The sequence below is a fragment of the Methylophaga sp. F7 genome (assembly GCF_056863975.1).
Window position 1 is genome coordinate 1,052,179 of the sequence record NZ_CM166511.1, and the last position, 18,924, is coordinate 1,071,102.

The window sequence follows — 18,924 nt, forward strand, 5'->3', positions numbered from 1 at the left end:
TAATTAATTACGAACCATACTGCTTATTAAAGTAATAATTGGTAGCTTCAACATAACCGGCGATGCTGCCGCAATCAAAACGGTGTCCTTTAAATTTAACTGCCAGGACCGGTTTATCCTGCGCCATGGCCCGAATAGCATCGGTTATTTGCACTTCACCGTTAGCACCTGGGGGCGTTTTACGTAAATAATCGAAAATATCTGGAGTCAGAACATAACGGCCGATAATCGCCAGATTACTGGGAGCATCTTCAGGTTTTGGTTTTTCTACCATATCGGTAATGCGATATACATCCGGTTCAATTTCATCGCCTGAAATCACACCGTAGCTACCTGTTGCCTCGGCCGGAACTTCTTCAATTGCCACAATGGAACACTGGTGTTTCTGAAACAGATCAACCAGTTGGCCCAATGCGCGTTTGCCACCTGATTCTGGTGTTGCACATAGGTCATCTGCCAACAAGACTGCGAAAGCTTCATTACCGATAATTGGTTCACCGGTCAAAATGGCATGACCCAACCCCAACATCGCGCGTTGACGCATAAAAATAAAATCACAGGAATCCATCACATTACGAATGTCATCCAGATGTGATTCTTTACTGGTTCCCTGAATCTGATGTTCAAGTTCAAAGCTGGTATCAAAGTGATCTGCAATAGCTCTCTTACCTCGCCCAGTAATAAATCCCATACTGCGCAGGCCAGCCTCCATCGCTTCTTCAACACCATATTGAATTAATGGTTTATCAACAATGGGCAGCATTTCTTTAGGCATTGCCTTGGTTGCAGGCAAAAAACGTGTCCCATATCCGGCGACGGGAAACAGACATTTACGGATAGAAACGTTTGCTGTCATGAATAATAATCCTTATGTTTTATTGGGTGGCATAAATCAGCGATTACTCAACCATACGCACTGATAAGGCGTTAGCTGAATTTCACTTTGCCAGGAGTCAGTTGCACGACCACTGATGAGATCATGCCATTCATCTGTCGCAACCAGATTGAGATCGGCAACGCGTAATGTTTGTGGCTGATCACTGATATTAAATATACAGAAGATGCTTTGATGACGATCAATACTTTGTCGCCAGAAGCCAAATAATGTATCACCGAGTTGCAAGGTAAATTGCGTTGCATTGGGATGAAAAGCTGGCTGCTCCATACGCAGCTTAATCAGTTCGGTCATTTTATGATAAATCTGATAATGGTTATTGGCGGTATGCGTTAATGCTGCACGAATGGCCGCATCATCCCATTGATGACGGTTAATGGCGCGGTTATGTTGATGTTGTTCAAGTCGTTTGTAGTCGTTTCCTGTGGCTAGCAGGCTATGAATATAGATTCCGGGAATACCTTCCAGAGCGAGCATAATCGCATGGGCACAGATAAACCGTTCTTGTTGCCATTTATCAGGACCTTTAACGGTTCCTTGTAGTGCATCAAATAGCGCAATATTTATTTCATAAGGTTTCTTGATATTGTTTTCAGCCGCGCGCCAGGAGATTTCCCCCCGAACCCCTGCATAGTGGAAATCAATGAGGCTATTTCACTATCGGTCAATAAACCCTCTGCGGGCCTTAAACCAATGCCATCATGTGATGCAATAAAGTTAAAATAGGCTGTGCCGTTTTGAGCCGGCGGCATACTCATTAACCATTGGCGTAAATAACTGCAATTTCCGGTTAAAAGTGTATTCAATAAAAGCGGTGGTAACGAAAAGTTATAAATCCAGTGTGCTTCATTGGCATTACCGAAATAACTGAGGTTTTCCCGATTTGGGATATTGGTTTCCGTGATAATGACGGCATCACTTTTCGCCTGTTCGATCAGTAAACGTAATAGCCTGACCAATTCATGTGTCTGAGGCAGATTAAGACAATTGGTCCCAGCCTGTTTCCATAAAAAAGCCACAGCATCCAGACGAAACAGACAGATCCCCTGATCCAGATAAAACCGAATAATCTTTACAAAGGTTTTGAGTACCTCGGTGTTACGAAAATCAAAATCCACCTGCTCATGACTGAAAGTGCACCACACATTTTTAATCCCGTCTGCAGTCTCAGTCTCTCTCAACAACGGCGAGGTACGTGGACGAACCACTGAAGAAATAGGGGTATCAGACTCACAGGTATAAAAATAATCATGGCCCTCACCATGCCCGGCAATAAAGTTCTTAAACCACTGACTGCTGCTTGAACCATGATTAATGACCAGATCTGCCATCAATCGATAATCTTTGGCGATAGCTTTGATATCTTCCCAGTCACCCAACTCGGGATTTACCTGGAAAAAATCCTTCACTGCAAAACCATCGTCACTGCAAAAAGGAAAAAACGGCAGGATATGCACACTATTAATGTAGCCAGCAAAATAATCATCCAGAAACCGCTTGAGTGTCTGCAAGGGCGGTTCATCATTCTTCAATATGCTATTACCATAGGTAATCATAGTGATATCAGAGGCATGCCATTTATTCTGATGCGGTTGTGGCGCTGGTGCATCTGGATTTACCCGCATAGTAGCCAGTAATTCATGGGCTAAAGAGGCTAGTACTTTGGGTTCAATAAAATCGCCATACACCTTGTTCAGGTGATAAAGCACATTTTGGAAAACTGCCGGGCGTTCAGATGTCTGTGTCATAACCATTCTTATGCAGAAAATTCCTGATAATCTTCTTCAACGGCTTGATAAATTCGCTCGAAGATATCCGGTAAGGCACTTTGCACACGATTCCAGCTAGGAATAAATGGCGTCTCCATCGGGTTGTCCAGAAAAGCCTGACCAGCATCCATGATGTTACGGGCAAACATTTCCACAGAGGCTTCTTCCTGATGAATATCAAATTGCAAACCGTTCATCACCGCATCATTTCGATAGGTTTCCACGAAATCCAGAGCAATCCGATAATAGGTCGCTTTAATACTGCGGAAATGCTCGGGACTGAAGACGGTGCCTTTGGTCGCGAGTTTTCGAAATAATGCCTTGGAAATATCTATCGACATTTTCGACAAACCGCTGTGTTGATCATCGGATGAGAGATCCTGATGTTTGTGATCGTAAATATCAGCAATATCCACCTGACATAGACGGTTGTTCGCATAATTACGGTGCATTTCTGATAGCACGCCAATTTCCAGACCCCAGTCGCTGGGAATACGAATATCGTTTAATACATCACGGCGAAACGAAAACTCACCGGCCAATGAATAGCGAAAACTGTCCATGTAATCCAGATAATCACTTGGTCCCATGACCGATTTGAGAGCACGTAACAGGGGGGTAATTAATAGACGATTCACCCGGCCATTCATTTTCCCGCCGGCGACCCGGGCGTAATAACCTTTACAGAACTCATAATTAAACATGGGATTGGCAACAGGATAAATCAGTCGAGCCAACAGTTCGGTACTGTAGGTGGTAATGTCGCAATCATGCAGGGCAATTGATTCTGCTTTTCCAGAAGCTAAAATATAACCCATGCAATACCAGACATTACGCCCCTTACCGGCCTGATGAGGGGCAAGATTCAGGGCCTGTAACTCTGCATCAATAGCACTTAACCGTGGTCCATCGTGCCACATGATCCGATGATGTTGTGGGAGGTCCGCGAAAAAGCTCAACGCATGTTTATACTCATCAGCACTGGCTCTATCCAGTCCAATCACAATTTCTGATAAATATGGCACTGTTTTCAACTGTTGAACAATTGCTGGAAGCGCCTCTCCCTGCAGTTCTGAAAATAATGAGGGTAGCAATAATCCCATTGGACGCTGTTGACTGAAATGTACAAGATCCTGCTCTAAATCAGCCAGATGACGATGCGTAAGATTATGTAATGTTGTGATAATACCGTTCTGATGAAAATCTGCCATGTGAGCCTCTTGTGATTTTAATGCACTATTGCTGTGCTTATATGGAGCTGCTTCAAGACTTGTTGTACGCCTTCAGCCCAACCTCTTGGGCCGCAATGTGTTGCCTTCATAACATCATGATGGCGAGTTAATTTGGGTAATGAATTTACCGGTGAAGGGATCAAGAGGGCCATGTCGGCTGTTTCCAGCATGGCCACATCATTTTGACTGTCTCCAATCGCCAGGCTGGTAAAGCGTTTATCCGGGCAAAAATGTTCGTAAACCTGTTTAAGCCATTCGATAGCACGACCTTTGTCGCACTGACCAGAAACGTGTAAAAAGCGGCCACCGATTAATACCTGGGCGCCCCGTTTACGGACTTCTTCAATAAATTGTTTTTGTTTACCGGGATTGCCATGCCAGGCCAGCGCTTCGCCATATTGTCTTCTGGCAGCACGCGCAGCTGCATGAACATCCAGGCCGGTCATGGCAATGATGCCATCTATACCTGCCTGCGCAAATGTAGTGAAATCATCACTAAATAAAGGTTTCACTGATTTGATAATCGACTGCCAATGTGCGCGGGGCTGAACAAATTCTTTTACCCAATATTGACCACTTGTTTTGGTATCGGCTGGTTGCTCAGGAAAATAATCAACCGGAATAAAAATAGCGGCGCCATTTTCACAGATAAAAGGATGAGGGTTATCCAGAGAAACATTTATCTGTTCAATTTCCGACTGGGTTTTGCTACTGACCGGAATCAGCGGGATTTGTAACTGTTTGAGATTTTGTAACACGGGATCCGCCTCATCATGCCGGTAGTTATGATGATCCAGAAGACTGCCATCCAAATCAGTAAAAACCAGTAAGGATGCTTTGGGGCAGGTAACTGAAGGAGGCGATTTTTTCGGACGTTTCAAGGCCACAATTTCTCTTTCCATATTGAGTTCAAAAACATAATCCATTTGCTCCGGTAAAGTTTCCAGACAATGTTGAGTGATACGTTGGTAATACTGAATAAAACGCGAAATATCCTCAGCAGTCATAATTTTGTTGCTTACTGTAGCTGCTGTTTGTTGCAGTTTTTCTTCCTGTTCCAGTCGCCAGTTATAAACGCAATCAAAATTAGGGGCCTTAAGCATGATCCAGCTATCAACGCGCTGAAAAAGGGCAGGGTAGTCCTGTTCCAGCTTTTGATTCACATAACGTCGCCAATAGGCATCTGGATCATCATTATGTTCCAAAGCATTTACCGGCAGCGTTAACAATTCATCCGATTGTGGACAGGCCCCCATGCACCAGCCTTCCAGAATAATAAACTTGGGCGCAGCCTCTAATACCGGCCATTGTTCTACAGGAAATCGATCATCATGCGCTTTATCAAACCGTGGAATCGCAATGTTTTTTCTTTCCGAGAGCAATTTATCGAGGGTCGTCAATGCCAGTTCAATATCATGTGTTCCCGGCACCCCACGAGTCGCTAATAAAGGATGAACTGAATTCGCTAAATCAATGCGTTGCTGATGGGTGAGATAAAAGTCATCGAGAGAGAGGGCAATGGCAGTCTGATGGTGTTTAGTGATGAGTAACTGCACCAGACATTCGGCTAAGGTACTTTTTCCGGACCCTTGCGCACCATGAATGCCGATGATTATAGGGCGCTTCGCTCTTTTTTGGTGCAATATAAAATCATCAGTAATGTCTGAAAACCAGTGATCAATCTGTTGAGCATATTTAGCTGAGAGCTGATGCGCGCTCAGGAAATTCTGAATGTTTGTAGAGGGATTGACCATCACCATTGCCTGTTCCAATCGATATTAAATCAGCCTGACGCAAGTTTCATACCGGGATAGTGAAAAACTCCATTCACACTAGGGCCTGTTGCTCTTTCATAGCCACCTCTGTTATGACTGAAAATGTGCCAATTAAGTCGCGAGCAGAGCATTTTGTGAGATACATCCATGTATCTCACCCTTTTGGGGCTTGAGCCCAAAAACACTCCCGGCGTTTTTATGGTCATTCTAAATAAACGCAGAGTGGTGCATTTTCAGCCTCAACCCTAACGATAAAGCCATCTTGATGAACTAAAGCCGAAGGCTAAGATAAATGTAAACTTCCTAGATCAGATGATTGTTACGAAGAATTAGTAGAAGTTTTTCCACAAAGACAGCTTTGAGTGGAAAAATTTACTTGGTTTTGTGATGAAACATTTTAAAACCATTAAAATTTTAGAGAATAACAAAAGGGCAAAAAAAAGGGTAAACCCGAAGGTTTACCCAAAGCTCAGCACGCAGCGAGAGAGAACGAACATGCACTGAAGAAAACTACAATTGTGTTATTGCATGAAGGATGCCAAGATTGTAGTTACAATAAAAACAATGACTTATGAATTTATCAAAAAATTTAAGTCCATTTTTCGCACCACAAAACAGCAGTCGTGCACCTCAGCAGCGCATCTCCAGGGCTGTAGATCTTTTCTAACCACGTTGTACAAAATTAAACTCCAGAAAAAGTATCTCTGAAAGATCAACTGACCCAAGTGCTCAACAAAGGAATTTTTCCTAACTCATTGTTGGTCAATACTATGGCTTGTTTATCTTTCATCTCGGCCAGCAGTGGTGGATATGAAAGATAAACAAGCCCTAATACGTTTGAGTAACAAAGCGAGTTTGTCCGAATGAATCGAATCAGTGTTTATCTCTTTTTAATGGTTTCATCCCCAGTCATTGCTGCCGATATGCAAAACTCTCAAAGTCTGATCAAAGATTGTTATCAGGAGTGGCAAAGTCGTGGCTGGACATTAGGTGAAGATCGTCGACCCGCTGACAGTGTGGCCGGCTTTCGTGACGGAATTAAGCGAATTTGTGAAGTCCGAACAGAACTCTTTCTGGAGAATCAAGAGATTTCTCCCTATATTCAGGGAGGTCTTCGAGAACTGGCACCATACGTTTTTACCGCCACTAAAGAAGACATGAAGCAACGTATTCTGCAGGTGAAGGATCGAACTGGTTATCCAATCGGATCAGACCGTTTATCCGAATAACAAGCCCTAGAGCATAGGCTATAATCTTTTAATTAATCCAAAACGCTAGCCATTTAGTGGTTGAAGTGTTGGTATGGTTACTCATAATTTTTAATTCAAGAACACTGAACAATGCGCCGAACCTTTTTTCAAACGTTTCATTACCTTTCATTGGGCTATGCCTATTGTTTATCCTGTCAGCGTGTTCGGAAAAAACGGAAACCGAATCTTCAGCCATGTTCAGAGCTGATATACAGCGCAGCGGAAATTTCCAAACGACAGGACCACAGACAAAACCCGAAATTCTCTGGCGTTATCATGCAGAAGTAGGTGCCTCATCCTCGCCAGTCAGTAGCGGTAACCTGATATTTTCCGGACGTTTTGATGGCTTGATGCTGGCGTTGAATAATCAGACGGGCGAAGAAAAATGGCGATTTGTCACTCAGGCGGGGATCTTTTCAACACCGGCCGTTGCTGAGGAACAAATCATATTTGGAAGTGATGATAAGAATATCTATGCCCTCAATAAATACAGCGGCAGTTTCCTGTGGGCTTTTGAAACACAGGATAAGGTGTTTGCTTCTCCTTTAATTACCAACGACCTGGTGCTTGTTGGCAGCCTGGATCATTTCTTTTATGCCATCGACAGGCATAGTGGCGAATTGAAATGGCGCATTAAAACCGGCGGTCATGTTGATTCGTCAGCGGCAAGACATGGCGATACGCTTTATTTCGGTAGTGATGATGGTCTGTTATATGCCGTATCGATGGACGGGGAGGTGTTATGGACTCTGGATACCGGTGCTCCGATTGATGCTTCTCCAGTGATCGCTAGCGATGACAACATGCTCTATGTTGGCAACGATGCCGGGGTGTTGTTTGCTGTTGATCTTGAAACAGGTCAGTCGGTATGGAACTTTGAATCGGGTTCACGACTATTTGCCTCAGCCGCTTTGAAAGATCAGCAAATCATCTTCGCTGCCACTGATGGCCGGGTGTTCGCCTTAAATAAAGAAAGTGGTGAACCATTCTGGCAATTTGATGCTCAGGCAACGGTCTTTTCATCGCCAGCTATCGCAGGTGACCAAGTCTATATTGGTGCAATGGATGGGTATCTTTATGCGCTTGATATAAATAACGGTGAGCAAAAATGGCGTCTCGATTCAGGATGGGCCATATTTGCATCACCGTTTGTAGATAATGGAATACTTTATATAAGCAGTGATGATGGAGATTTATTAGGGCTTATTGATCCTTCATCTCCGCCTCTGTTGTGACTGAAAATGCACCAATCAAGGCGCGAGGAGAGCAGTTTGTGAGATACATCCATGTATCTCACCCCTTTGGGGCTTACGCTCAAAAACGTTTATCTCGATGGATGGAGTGTATGCAAAAGCAATGTCTGGAACATTGCTTGTCCCGGCGTTTTTGTAGTCATTCTAAGTAAACGACGAGCAACACGGAGTGGTGCATTTTCAGCCCCAACCCGAAGGGCTGGGGCTATTTTTCCGCCCAACTTCGTTGAAAATGATTTATGTAGAACAACTACATCAAATCATTTCCGCCTTGTAGAACGAAAAAATAGCCGCCAGCAGTGGTGGATATGAAAGATCAACAAGCCCAAGCCTTACGCTGATTTATTCAAATGCTCATGTTCGTAGTAATAATTGGTGGCTTCAACAAAACCTTCTACGCTGCCACAATCAAAACGTTGACCTTTGAATTTTACGGCTAATACTAGACGATCCTGTGCCAGCAAGCGCAGGGCATCGGTTATTTGAACTTCACCATTGGTGCCGGGTTTGGTTTTACGCAGATATTCAAAAATCTCCGGCGTCAGAATATAGCGTCCGATAATCGCCAGATTGCTGGGGGCCTCTTCAGGTTTGGGTTTTTCAACCATGTCTTTAATTTGATAAATACCCGGAGCGATTTCATCACCGGAAATGACACCATAGCTATGGGTTTCATCAGCAGGGACTTCCTCAATCGCGACGATGCTGCACTGATAACGTTCATATAATGCAACCAATTGACTCAATGCACGTTCACCACCTTCCGTTGGCTTGGCGCATAAATCGTCAGCCAGAATAACTGCAAATGGTTCATTGCCAATCATCGGTTCGCCGGTAAGGATGGCATGACCCAAACCTAACATTTCCCGTTGGCGCATAAATACAAATTCACAGTTATCCATCAGATAACGAATATCATCGAGAAATTTTTCTTTTGAGGTGCCTTTAATTTGATGTTCCAGTTCAAAACTGGTGTCGAAATGATCAGCAATGGCTCGTTTACCACGGCCAGTTATAAAACCAATTTGTGAAATGCCTGCCTCCATGGCTTCTTCAACACCATATTGAATCAAAGGCTTACTGACAATGGGTAACATTTCTTTGGGCATTGCTTTCGTTGCAGGAAGAAATCGTGTGCCATAACCTGCCGCAGGGAATAAACATTTTCTTATAAGACTTTTTACAGCCATTGACGAGATCCTTATCAAACTGTTGTGGAAAAAAGAGATGACGTTAAGCTAAAGTAATTGCCTGTGAAGTTCAAGAACTCCATAGTTAAACAACATTAGATAAGTCATAGTTGGACTGATATATTGTAAAGGTTAAACATTACTATTTAGTTTCGCTCAAAAAAATCCTTTTTAAAGTTCGGGCAAAGAGGTCTATGAATTCTGCCTAGGTGGATTTCAATGTTTTTGGGTGCAACAAGGAATAAAAATGAAAGTTTTAGTACTGGGCGGTGCAGGTTACATTGGATCGCATATATGCAAGGCATTGGCCTTAAAGAATCATCAAACGGTGGTATTAGATAACCTTAGCACTGGTCATCGAGAAGCGGTTCGCTGGAGTCAATTCATTGAAGCCGATATTCTGGATGCCGAAGCACTGCTCAGTATTTTGCAGGATGCAGGACCATTTGATCTGATAATGCATTTTTGTGCCAAGTCACTGGTTGGTGAATCAGTACAAAATCCGGCGTTATATTACCGAAATAATGTTGCTGGTACCTTAAACCTGTTGGATGCAATGGTAGCAACCGGACACGATAAACTTGTGTTCTCGTCTACTGCCGCCGTATTTGGCATGCCTGAGCAAGAATTAATAGATGAGCAGCACTCCCGTATGCCGATAAATCCTTATGGCCAATCAAAGAAAATGATTGAGGATGTGTTGGGGGATTATCATCATGCATATGGTATAAAGTCTGTGGCATTACGCTATTTTAATGCCTGTGGCGCAGATCCGGACGGCGAAATCGGCGAACGTCACGAACCTGAAACACATTTAATTCCTAATATTCTTAAATCTGCCATTGCCGGCAAAACATCAACATTAAAAGTGTTTGGTGATAATTATCCAACACCTGATGGCACCTGCATTCGGGATTATATTCATGTAAACGATTTGGCTTCAGCCCATATTCTGGCAGGAGAATATTTACAACAGCATGATGGTGCCTTTGCTTTCAATCTGGGCAATGGTAATGGCTTTAGTGTTCTGCAAGTAATTGAAGCAGCCAAGCAAGTAGCTCAGCACGATATCGCTTTTACGATTGAACCCCCAAGAGCTGGCGATCCATCAGTTCTGGTAGCAGATTCATCAGTGGCAAGAAAAACTCTGGGATGGCAGCCTGCATTTACGGACATTGAATCAATTATCGAAACAGCATGGGCTTGGCATCAAAATGAAAGATTTTAGGGTCTTTTTATCTTTCATAGCCACCTCTGTTGTGACTGAAAATACACCACTCAAGGCGCGAGGAGAGCAGTTTAGTGACTCTAAATAAACGACGAGCAACGAAGAGTGGTGTATTTTCAGCCTCAACCCGAAGGGCTGGGACTATTTTTCCGTCCCACTGCGTTGGAAATGATTTATGTAGAACAACTACATCGCATCATTTCCGCCTTGTTGGACAAAAAAACAGCCTCCAGCAGTGGTGGCTATGAAAGATAAAAAGACCCTAGAATTGTTTATTTTTCATAGCCACCTCTGTTGTGACTGAAAATGTACCAATCAAGGCGCGAGGAGAGCAGTTTAGTGACTCTAAATAAACGACGAGCAACGAAGAGTGGTGCATTTTCAGCCTCAACCCAAAGGGCTGGGACTATTTTTCCGTCCCACTGCGTTGGAAATGACTTATGTAGAACAACTGCATCGCATCATTTCCGCCTTGTTGGACAAAAAAATAGCCTCCAGCAGCGGTGGCTATGAAAGATAAACAAATCCTTGTGAGGAAGACTTGAGATGATTCCAGTAATTTTATCCGGTGGTTCCGGAAGCCGTTTATGGCCATTATCACGGAAAAATAAGCCTAAACAGTTTTTGACCTTGTTTAACGATTCATCGATGTTTCAAAGCACGCTTACTCGTTTAAATGGCTTGGATTCTCTGGAAGCTCCGTTAATTGTTTGCAATAACGAGCATCGTTTCATGGTAGCTGAACAGCTTCAGGAGATTGGTCTGGATGCTAAAGGCATTATTCTTGAACCCTGTGCTCGTAATACCGCTCCAGCGATTGCTCTGGCAGCATTAAAGGCCATGGATAACGGCGAAGATCCGTTACTGTTAATATTAGCTGCAGATCATCTTATTTCGGATGTCACTGCTTTTCATAAGGCTATTGAACAAGCACGGATACTGGCTGAACAAGATAAGCTGGTTACTTTCGGTATTCAGCCACAATCTGCTCACACCGGCTATGGTTATATTGAAGCAGAAGAAAAGTCGAAACCCAGTTCAGTAAAACGTTTTATCGAAAAACCGGATTTGGCTACAGCAGAGTCCTACCTGTCTGCCGGAAACTTTTTCTGGAACAGTGGGATGTTTTTGTTTAAAGCCTCCGCATATATCAAAGAGCTCGCACGCTTTTCTCCTGAGATGTTGTCTTCCTGTAAACAATCCCTTGAAAAAGCGGTAATCGATCTCGATTTTGTCCGTGTTGATCCGCAGTTTTTTGAGCAAAGTCCGAGTGACTCAATTGATTACGCGGTTATGGAAAAAACCGATAAAGCTATGGTTGTTCCACTCGATGCGGGCTGGAGTGATGTCGGTTCATGGTCTTCTTTATGGGAAGCTTTCACCCGTGATGCTGATCAGAATGTGTTGATCGGCGATGTTCTAGTTGAAAATGTTCATAACGCCTATATTCATAGCGAAAATCGTCTGGTGACGGTGTTAGGCCTGGACGATGTGATTGTTGTTGAAACACATGATGCTGTCATGGTGGCGCATAAAGATCAGGCACAAAAAGTTAAAACAATCGTTGAAGAACTGACCCGCCAAAACCGTAAAGAAGTTATAACCCATCGTAAATGTTATCGCCCATGGGGCAATTACGACTCTGTTGATATGGGTGACCGATTTCAAGTCAAGCGCATATTGGTGAACCCGGGCGCATCTTTGTCATTGCAAATGCATTACCATCGTGCTGAACACTGGGTAGTGGTAAGTGGAACCGCTGAAGTCACACGGGATGATGAGGTCATGTTACTGGGCGAAAACGAATCAACATTTATTCCTCTTGGAAGTGTGCATCGTTTACGTAATCCTGGACGAGTCCCTTTGGAAATCATTGAGGTACAATCCGGCGCCTACCTTGAAGAAGACGACATTATCAGGCTTCAAGATACCTATAACCGTAAATAACAGAATAAGAGATGGCCTAAGGACAATTATGGCGCAAGGAAAAATCAGACATTACGACTCAAAAATTAATGCTATTTCAAGGCTAATTGATAGTGCCATTATATTAGTAACCTTTCTGGCTTTAATGGATTTGTTTGCTATTGAATGGCAACCAAAGCATGTCTGGTCTTTATTATTTTCAATTATTCTTTTTCACTTCTTTGCCGAATCACAGGATGCCTATCGTTCATGGCGCGGGACGTATCTAAGGGACGAGGTTACTGCAGTATTATTTTCCTGGGGTACGAGTATCGCGGTATTGGTGGCTATCGAACTGATTGTCATTAATGAACAAACCTATGCAACACCTTTCATATTGATCTGGATAATCGCTACACCTATCGAGTTGATTTCCTGGCATGCCATCGTTCGAATGGTGCTTGGAATAATGCGATCCAAGGGGTTAAATACCCGTCGCGTGGCTATCGTAGGAGCGACGAAGCTTGGTTATCGACTGGAAAAATCCTTTGATGAAATGGAATGGACAGGTTACCGTTTCAGTGGTTTCTACGATGATCGTAAACCTGCCCCAAATCGTCGTTTAGAAGAAAATGCAGCGACTGTCCTTGGCAGTATCGAAGACTTAATAAGAGATTGCCGTACAGGAAAAATCGACATTGTCTTTATTACATTATCTTTGGCAGCTGAAGCCCGTATTCGTTTGATTACTGAAAAGCTTGCTGATACTACCGCTTCGGTTTATTTGGTACCCGATTTGTTTACTTTTAATCTGCTTAACTCCAGATGGGTGGATTATCAGGGAATAACGGCAATCAGCATTTATGAGACACCCTTTGCCGGTATTGATAGTGCAATCAAACGCATTGAAGATATTGTTTTGAGTTTTTTGATACTGTGTCTGATAGCCATTCCGATGTTATTGATAGCCATTGGCATTAAAGCGACTTCCAAAGGTCCTGTGTTTTTTAAACAGACACGTTATGGAATGGATGGTGAAAAAATAAAAGTCTGGAAGTTTCGTACCATGACAGTTGCTGAAGATGGGGATAAGGTCATTCAAGCCCAAAAGAACGATCAAAGGGTCACGCATTTTGGCAAAATTTTACGAAGAACTTCACTTGATGAATTACCACAATTCTTCAATTCGTTAGGCGGTTCTATGTCAATCGTTGGCCCAAGGCCACATGCTGTAGCGCACAATGAAGAATATAGAGCGAAAATCCAAGGGTATATGCTTCGGCATAAGGTTAAGCCTGGTATTACCGGTCTTGCCCAGATAAATGGTTTTCGTGGAGAGACGGATACGCTGGATAAAATGGAAGGGCGTATCAAATATGATCTACAGTATATTCAAACCTGGACATTGCTTCTTGATCTGAAAATTATTTTATTAACGATCACTAGAGGTTTTGTTGGAAAGGATGTATATTAATGTCCAGAGTTAAATTTTCGGTATGACATCGCTGTCTAGCCAACAAAAAATTTAAACTCGTTCCTAAGATTAAAACTCAATTGCAATTCCTTTGACTGAGTTATCTATCGACACGATAGGTAATGCGCATATCAGAAATGTCGGCTGAGAGAAACATCTGGGAGTCAATCATTTCGGGTTCAATGTTGTTCCCGACAATCTAGCCTAACTTACCGTGAGGTGAGGTCGGAAAGCCATGGGTCTTTAAAGTTAAGATCGCCAGGTTGCATTGTTTCATTTTTTCATCAAAAGGAAAAAATTATGAAAAAATCAATGCTATTTTTTGCAGCCTTGTTGTTCTCGATTAACGTCAATGCAGCTACCTTATCGTTAACAGGTACTGGTTCTATTGGAGCAACCCAAAACGTCGATCTAAACAATAACAGCACTGTGCTTGCTGGTGGTTTTGTTGCTGCTCGCGGCCTTTGGAGTTCAGCTTTTAACGCAACTACAGATGCTGATACACCCGTAGTTATTGAATGGTCATTCAACCCTACTACTAGCCTTGGTTCCGCCCAACTTGCTTTTGGTGAAGTGGGAGGCCCATTACAAATGTTTAATATTAGTAGTGACTTTATTTTCAATGCTTCCATGACAGCTGGTACGACATATCTTGTTGCTATTTTGAACGCAACCTCAAATATATTGAAGTATGACCTGTCAATTTCACCATCAGCTGTTCCGATTCCAGCTGCATTGTGGTTAATGGCTCCAGCATTAATGGGTTTTTTCGGCTTACGTCGTAGAGCACTTAAATCTGCTACAGCTTAATTTTAAACGTATTGAATTCCTGCTTACTTGAGGAAAGGAGCTTTGTTCCTTTCCTTAAATTGCAAAACCATTGTAAACACTGTGAATCAATTCACATTTGATTAAAGATTTGAGTTAATCCAGCTAAATTTTGTGTTGCAGGGCTCATTATTTGTAACAAATTAACAGTATTGTTCAACCGTCACTTGAGAGCTGTTTCTAAGTGGCTTTATTTGTTGGGAACGGAAATGGTTCCTATTTTAAATCGCCAAACTTGTCATGAGGCAAGGTCGGAAAGCCACGGGTCTTCAGGTATTATTTGAAGATGGCTGGGTTGCATTGCTTAATTTTTCAATTAAAGGAAATTACGATGAAAAATGCGATGCTATTTTGTATAGCTTTATTGTTCTCAGTTAGTGCTAATGCGGCTACATTGAGTTTATCAACTGTCGGATCAAATGGTGCGACTCAAGAAATCAGTTTAAATAACAACAGCACTGTGCTTGCTGGTGGTACTGTTGCTAATTCTGGTTCTTGGGAATCATTGTTTGATGTTACAACTGATGTTGATACTCCTGTAAGAGTTGAGTGGTCATTTAATCCTTCAACAAGCTTGGATTCAGCTCAATTGGCTTTTGGTCTGGTTTCTGGCCCTGGTGGTAATTATGTTGGTTTTCCAACTATTTTTAATATCACTGGTGACTTTATCTTTACTGCCATTTTGACTGCAGGTTCATATTTTGCAGTAGATATTCTTAATGCCACTTCAGGTATTTTGAAATATGACCTGTCAATCTCTGCAGTACCAGTACCAGCTGCATTGTGGTTGTTTGCACCAGCACTGTTAGGCTTCTTCGGTATACGCCGTCAAGCACGGAAAACAGTGGTTGCATAACACCAAATGAGTTAACAATATTGTTAGTTTTAAGAAAAGGGAGCTTCGGCTCCCTTTTTTTGCAGTTATGTACTTGATTCAGTTAGCTATTATTCACAGCATGAAGTGGGACAACCAATAGAATATTGTTATAAAGTTCATTAAATATGGATATTGTGAGAAAAAGAAAATCAGCTATAATCAGCCTGAAATATATAATTTTTTTGCAATAAATTTGTCACTAGTACCATAGTACAATTTCAATCATGCAAATGAAGTAGTAGTGTTTAATCATCACCGAGATATTTCTTGGAGATAAAAAGTTCAGAGACAATGTTGTTTCTGTTTCTGTTTTTGTTGCCAAACTTACCGTGAGGTAAGGTCGGAAAGCCACGGATCTTCTGGCTGGGTTTTGAAGATGGCCGGGTTGCATTGCTTAATTTTTCAATATAAAGGAAATTACTATGAAAAATGCGATGCTATTATGTATAGCTTTATTGTTCTCAGTTGGTGCTAATGCCGCTACACTGACTTTATCAACAGTTGGTTCTTCAGGTGCTACTCAAAGTATTGATCTGAATAACAACAGTACAGTTCTTGCTGGTGGTACTGTTGCTAATTCAGGAGTTTGGGAATCATTGTTTGATGTTTCTACTGATGTTGATACACCAGTAAAAGTTGAATGGTCATTTAACCCAACAAACAGCTTGAATAATGCTCAATTGGCCTTTGGTCTGTTGACTGGCCCTGGTGGTGGTTATGTTGGTGCGCCAACTATTTTTAACATCACTGGTGATTTTATCTTTACTGCTATTTTGACAGCGGGTTCATTCTTTGGTGTTGATATTTTTAATGCCACATCAGATGTACTGAAATACGACCTGTCAATTTCTGCAGTACCAGTTCCAGCTGCATTATGGTTATTTGCTCCAGCATTGATGGGCTTCTTCGGTTTACGTCGTAAAGCACTGAAAACAGCTGCTGCATAGTAACAAATGAGTTAACAATATTGTTGGTTCAAGGAAAGGGGGCTTCGGCTCCCTTTTCTTTGTGGGGCTCAATATCATCAAAAGACTCTAAAGTTTTGCATCTGCGATTTACCTACCTGATTTGAAAAATCCACAAAAACTGTTAGTCTGTAACTGAACTTTCACGAATCTAAGAAAGTCTCAATTATAGAAACAATTCTGTTTCTATCTTCAATATAAAGCCAAACTTGTCATGAGGCAGGGTCGGAAAGCTACGGATCTTTAATTGACTAAAGATGGCCGGGCTGCATTGCTTATTTTTTCACTTAGAAGGAAATTGCTATGAAAAAAGCGATGCTATTATGTATAGCCTTTTTATTCTCTGCTGGTGCAAACTCAGCAACTCTTAATTTAACAGCTGAGGGCTCAAATGGGGCCTCCCAACAGCAAGTCACCTTAAATAATAACAATGTTGTTTTAGGTGGTGGTGTTGTTGAAAGCTCCAAATCAAATTGGAGTTCAATGTTTAACGTCACAGCAGATACAAATACTGCGGTTGATGTTGAATGGTCATTTAACCCAGTGAGAAATCTGGTTTCTGCTACTGTAGCAATTTTTGCATTAGATGGTAGTTTTACAGAAACGTACGATATAACGGGCGATTTTACTTTTTCGGCCATATTGTCAGCAGGTAAAACTTACGGTTTGGATATTTTAGATGCTACATCACATGCATTAAAATATGATGTGTCAGTTACCTCATTATCAGAAGTGCCTGTACCAGCCGCATTATTTTTATTCGCTCCCGCCTTATTAGGATTGATTGGATTGCGTCGTAGAGCCAAGATGACTGCAGGCTGAAACGGTTAGGAGAAATAAAAAGGGAGCTTGAAGCTCCCTTTTTTATATATTTTTTGTCAGAAAAGACTCTGTACAAACTGAATAAAAAACGTTACGGTTAAATTAACTTCCTTAAAAAGCTGGGAAGTTTTCACAATGGAAAGGATTTCTTCTTTCCTATCAATAGCCAAACCTGTTGTGAGGCGGGGGCGGAAAGCCACGGGTCTTACCCTGTAAGATCGCCGGGTTGCATTGCTTAACTTAATCTATAAATCAAACCCCTTAAAGGAGCGACTTATGAAAAAAGCGATGCTTTTCTTTATGACGTTATTTTTCTCAATTAGTGCAAATGCAGCAACCTTAAATTTGACCACCGCCGGATCATCAGGTGCTACGCAAGAAGTTAGCTTAAATAACAACGATGTTGTATTAGGTCACGGAACGGTAGATGAGCCAAACACCAACTGGTCATCATTTTTTGATCTATCTACAGATCAAAATACACCCGTTAAAATTGTATGGTCATTTAATCCAGAAGCAAATCTAAGTTCAGCTACCGTATCGTTATTTGAGATGGGTGGTGCTGTTATTGATCAGTTTAATCTCATCTCAGATTACTCATTTACCGCCACGCTTATGACTGGTATAAACTATGGTTTGGATATCTTTAGTGCTTCTTCTGATGAGCTGAAATATGATGTTTCAGTATCGGCTGTGCCTATTCCAGCAGCGCTTTTTCTCTTCGCACCTGCCTTATTCGGCCTATTGGGACTGCGTTTACGTGCTAAATCAAAAGCGTAAAACTGATTAATTCAACAATAATATCCAGTTAAAATAAGGGAGCAGAAATGCTCCCTTTTTTTATGCTTAAATAACGTGTTATCATCCGAAGCGAATGTAATTTATAAACATGGAGAAGAATAATGAATAAATTGGTAAATACAGTGTTGCTATTAGCGGCACTTTCGATTGGAACAGTTGTTCATGCTTCAGAACCCTATACGCTTAATGCAGGTGACATGTTAAGCATTTCAGTGTGGAATGAAGATGCTTTGCAGAAAGAAGTCGTTATTCTTCCCGATGGCACTATTTCGTTTCCCTTAGCTGGCCAAATAAACGCGAAAGATAAAACCGTCGTTGATGTAGAAACTGAGCTTAAAGAAAAACTTTCGGAATATATCTCGGACCCAGTCGTTAACGTTACGGTCAATCAGGTTTCAGGTAATACTATTCATATCCTTGGTAAAGTGCTCACTCCAGGATCATTCGGTATGAGCCAACCGCTTGACGCAATGCAGGCTTTAAGTTTGGCAGGTGGGCTGACAACCTATGCAAAAGAAAATGACATTATCATTTTGCGTAGAGATGGAATGAAACAGCAAATCATACCTGTCTATTACGCAAACATTAAACAAGGCAAATCACTTGAGTCTAACGTGCTGCTTGAAAGCGGTGATGTCATTATTATTCCATAATGAGGAA

19 protein-coding genes and 5 riboswitches are annotated in these 18,924 nt (G+C 42.0%); of the genes, 13 read left to right on the forward strand and 6 right to left on the reverse strand.

Features of this window, described 5'->3' with window-relative positions; genetic code table 11:
* Window positions 1-7 precede the first annotated feature (7 nt).
* From galU (AC08OG_RS05410) to AC08OG_RS05430, 5 genes are all read right to left on the reverse strand, one after another.
* Entirely contained in the window at window positions 8-856 is an 849-nt protein-coding gene (gene galU, locus AC08OG_RS05410) for a UTP--glucose-1-phosphate uridylyltransferase GalU (RefSeq protein ID WP_292355545.1), read from the reverse strand.
* Window positions 857-892: 36 nt separating this feature from the next.
* Window positions 893-1,372: a hypothetical protein gene (locus AC08OG_RS05415; protein WP_482930233.1), complete on the reverse strand. Its 480-nt coding sequence runs from the start codon at window positions 1,370-1,372 to the stop codon at window positions 893-895.
* A gap of 86 nt (window positions 1,373-1,458) precedes the next feature.
* Complete coding sequence (locus tag AC08OG_RS05420) at window positions 1,459-2,643, reverse strand: alpha-amylase family glycosyl hydrolase (protein ID WP_482930234.1); 1,185 nt, start codon at window positions 2,641-2,643, stop codon at window positions 1,459-1,461.
* Window positions 2,644-2,651: 8 nt separating this feature from the next.
* Entirely contained in the window at window positions 2,652-3,875 is a 1,224-nt protein-coding gene (locus AC08OG_RS05425; RefSeq protein WP_292355549.1) for a glycosyltransferase family protein, read from the reverse strand.
* 17 nt (window positions 3,876-3,892) lie between these two features.
* Window positions 3,893-5,656, reverse strand: a complete 1,764-nt coding sequence (locus AC08OG_RS05430; protein WP_292402184.1) for an HAD-IIB family hydrolase — start codon at window positions 5,654-5,656, stop codon at window positions 3,893-3,895.
* Between the two features lie 878 nt (window positions 5,657-6,534).
* On the opposite strand from AC08OG_RS05430, the gene AC08OG_RS05435 reads away from it, so the two are divergent.
* Entirely contained in the window at window positions 6,535-6,900 is a 366-nt protein-coding gene (locus AC08OG_RS05435) for a hypothetical protein (protein WP_482930235.1), read from the forward strand.
* 215 nt (window positions 6,901-7,115) lie between these two features.
* On the forward strand, window positions 7,116-8,156 hold the full coding sequence (locus AC08OG_RS05440; protein ID WP_482930236.1) for a beta-alanine-activating enzyme beta-propeller domain-containing protein: 1,041 nt from the start codon (window positions 7,116-7,118) through the stop codon (window positions 8,154-8,156).
* A gap of 350 nt (window positions 8,157-8,506) precedes the next feature.
* Here the strand turns inward: AC08OG_RS05440 and galU (AC08OG_RS05445) are convergent, their stop codons facing one another.
* Window positions 8,507-9,364 carry a UTP--glucose-1-phosphate uridylyltransferase GalU gene (galU, locus tag AC08OG_RS05445; RefSeq protein ID WP_292355556.1) on the reverse strand — a complete coding sequence of 286 codons (858 nt, stop codon included), beginning with the start codon at window positions 9,362-9,364 and terminating at the stop codon, window positions 8,507-8,509.
* Between the two features lie 247 nt (window positions 9,365-9,611).
* Between galU (AC08OG_RS05445) and galE the strand changes: the two genes are divergently transcribed.
* The 11 genes from galE (at window position 9,612) to AC08OG_RS05500 (ending at window position 18,917) form a co-directional block, all read left to right on the forward strand.
* Window positions 9,612-10,592 carry a UDP-glucose 4-epimerase GalE gene (galE, locus tag AC08OG_RS05450; RefSeq protein WP_482930237.1) on the forward strand — a complete coding sequence of 327 codons (981 nt, stop codon included), beginning with the start codon at window positions 9,612-9,614 and terminating at the stop codon, window positions 10,590-10,592.
* A gap of 105 nt (window positions 10,593-10,697) precedes the next feature.
* A complete protein-coding gene (locus tag AC08OG_RS05455; protein WP_292355559.1) occupies window positions 10,698-10,847 on the forward strand; it encodes a hypothetical protein in 150 nt (49 codons plus the stop codon).
* A gap of 115 nt (window positions 10,848-10,962) precedes the next feature.
* Window positions 10,963-11,112, forward strand: coding sequence for a hypothetical protein (locus tag AC08OG_RS05460; protein ID WP_292402199.1), 150 nt, complete (start codon window positions 10,963-10,965; stop codon window positions 11,110-11,112).
* A 26-nt stretch (window positions 11,113-11,138) separates the two neighbouring features.
* On the forward strand, window positions 11,139-12,539 hold the full coding sequence (locus AC08OG_RS05465; protein ID WP_482930238.1) for a mannose-1-phosphate guanylyltransferase/mannose-6-phosphate isomerase: 1,401 nt from the start codon (window positions 11,139-11,141) through the stop codon (window positions 12,537-12,539).
* 28 nt (window positions 12,540-12,567) lie between these two features.
* Window positions 12,568-13,971 carry an undecaprenyl-phosphate glucose phosphotransferase gene (locus AC08OG_RS05470; RefSeq protein WP_292402207.1) on the forward strand — a complete coding sequence of 468 codons (1,404 nt, stop codon included), beginning with the start codon at window positions 12,568-12,570 and terminating at the stop codon, window positions 13,969-13,971.
* Between the two features lie 192 nt (window positions 13,972-14,163).
* Window positions 14,164-14,242: riboswitch (cyclic di-GMP riboswitch) on the forward strand.
* A gap of 29 nt (window positions 14,243-14,271) precedes the next feature.
* Entirely contained in the window at window positions 14,272-14,781 is a 510-nt protein-coding gene (locus tag AC08OG_RS05475; protein WP_292402210.1) for a hypothetical protein, read from the forward strand.
* Between the two features lie 236 nt (window positions 14,782-15,017).
* Window positions 15,018-15,102: riboswitch (cyclic di-GMP riboswitch) on the forward strand.
* 28 nt (window positions 15,103-15,130) lie between these two features.
* The gene (locus AC08OG_RS05480) at window positions 15,131-15,655 is read left to right on the forward strand and encodes a hypothetical protein (RefSeq protein ID WP_292402212.1); all 525 of its coding nucleotides are present in this window, start codon (window positions 15,131-15,133) and stop codon (window positions 15,653-15,655) included.
* Between the two features lie 328 nt (window positions 15,656-15,983).
* Window positions 15,984-16,069, forward strand: a riboswitch (cyclic di-GMP riboswitch).
* Between the two features lie 29 nt (window positions 16,070-16,098).
* Window positions 16,099-16,623: a hypothetical protein gene (locus AC08OG_RS05485; RefSeq protein WP_482930239.1), complete on the forward strand. Its 525-nt coding sequence runs from the start codon at window positions 16,099-16,101 to the stop codon at window positions 16,621-16,623.
* A 210-nt stretch (window positions 16,624-16,833) separates the two neighbouring features.
* Window positions 16,834-16,915: riboswitch (cyclic di-GMP riboswitch) on the forward strand.
* A gap of 29 nt (window positions 16,916-16,944) precedes the next feature.
* The gene (locus AC08OG_RS05490) at window positions 16,945-17,463 is read left to right on the forward strand and encodes a VPLPA-CTERM sorting domain-containing protein (RefSeq protein ID WP_482930240.1); all 519 of its coding nucleotides are present in this window, start codon (window positions 16,945-16,947) and stop codon (window positions 17,461-17,463) included.
* 155 nt (window positions 17,464-17,618) lie between these two features.
* Window positions 17,619-17,697: riboswitch (cyclic di-GMP riboswitch) on the forward strand.
* Between the two features lie 42 nt (window positions 17,698-17,739).
* Complete coding sequence (locus AC08OG_RS05495) at window positions 17,740-18,243, forward strand: hypothetical protein (RefSeq protein ID WP_482930241.1); 504 nt, start codon at window positions 17,740-17,742, stop codon at window positions 18,241-18,243.
* Window positions 18,244-18,365: 122 nt separating this feature from the next.
* Window positions 18,366-18,917: a polysaccharide biosynthesis/export family protein gene (locus AC08OG_RS05500; protein WP_482930242.1), complete on the forward strand. Its 552-nt coding sequence runs from the start codon at window positions 18,366-18,368 to the stop codon at window positions 18,915-18,917.
* Window positions 18,918-18,924 lie beyond the last annotated feature (7 nt).

Bases quoted from the DNA above. Each gene is read 5' to 3' on its own strand.
- galU (WP_292355545.1), bottom strand. From the start codon at position 856: ATGACAGCAAACGTTTCTATCCGTAAATGTCTGTTTCCCGTCGCCGGA.
- AC08OG_RS05415 (WP_482930233.1), bottom strand. From the start codon at position 1,372: ATGCTCGCTCTGGAAGGTATTCCCGGAATCTATATTCATAGCCTGCTA.
- AC08OG_RS05420 (WP_482930234.1), bottom strand. From the start codon at position 2,643: ATGACACAGACATCTGAACGCCCGGCAGTTTTCCAAAATGTGCTTTAT.
- AC08OG_RS05425 (WP_292355549.1), bottom strand. From the start codon at position 3,875: ATGGCAGATTTTCATCAGAACGGTATTATCACAACATTACATAATCTT.
- AC08OG_RS05430 (WP_292402184.1), bottom strand. From the start codon at position 5,656: ATGGTGATGGTCAATCCCTCTACAAACATTCAGAATTTCCTGAGCGCG.
- AC08OG_RS05435 (WP_482930235.1), top strand. From the start codon at position 6,535: ATGAATCGAATCAGTGTTTATCTCTTTTTAATGGTTTCATCCCCAGTC.
- AC08OG_RS05440 (WP_482930236.1), top strand. From the start codon at position 7,116: ATGTTCAGAGCTGATATACAGCGCAGCGGAAATTTCCAAACGACAGGA.
- galU (WP_292355556.1), bottom strand. From the start codon at position 9,364: ATGGCTGTAAAAAGTCTTATAAGAAAATGTTTATTCCCTGCGGCAGGT.
- galE (WP_482930237.1), top strand. From the start codon at position 9,612: ATGAAAGTTTTAGTACTGGGCGGTGCAGGTTACATTGGATCGCATATA.
- AC08OG_RS05465 (WP_482930238.1), top strand. From the start codon at position 11,139: ATGATTCCAGTAATTTTATCCGGTGGTTCCGGAAGCCGTTTATGGCCA.
- AC08OG_RS05470 (WP_292402207.1), top strand. From the start codon at position 12,568: ATGGCGCAAGGAAAAATCAGACATTACGACTCAAAAATTAATGCTATT.
- AC08OG_RS05475 (WP_292402210.1), top strand. From the start codon at position 14,272: ATGAAAAAATCAATGCTATTTTTTGCAGCCTTGTTGTTCTCGATTAAC.
- AC08OG_RS05480 (WP_292402212.1), top strand. From the start codon at position 15,131: ATGAAAAATGCGATGCTATTTTGTATAGCTTTATTGTTCTCAGTTAGT.
- AC08OG_RS05485 (WP_482930239.1), top strand. From the start codon at position 16,099: ATGAAAAATGCGATGCTATTATGTATAGCTTTATTGTTCTCAGTTGGT.
- AC08OG_RS05490 (WP_482930240.1), top strand. From the start codon at position 16,945: ATGAAAAAAGCGATGCTATTATGTATAGCCTTTTTATTCTCTGCTGGT.
- AC08OG_RS05495 (WP_482930241.1), top strand. From the start codon at position 17,740: ATGAAAAAAGCGATGCTTTTCTTTATGACGTTATTTTTCTCAATTAGT.
- AC08OG_RS05500 (WP_482930242.1), top strand. From the start codon at position 18,366: ATGAATAAATTGGTAAATACAGTGTTGCTATTAGCGGCACTTTCGATT.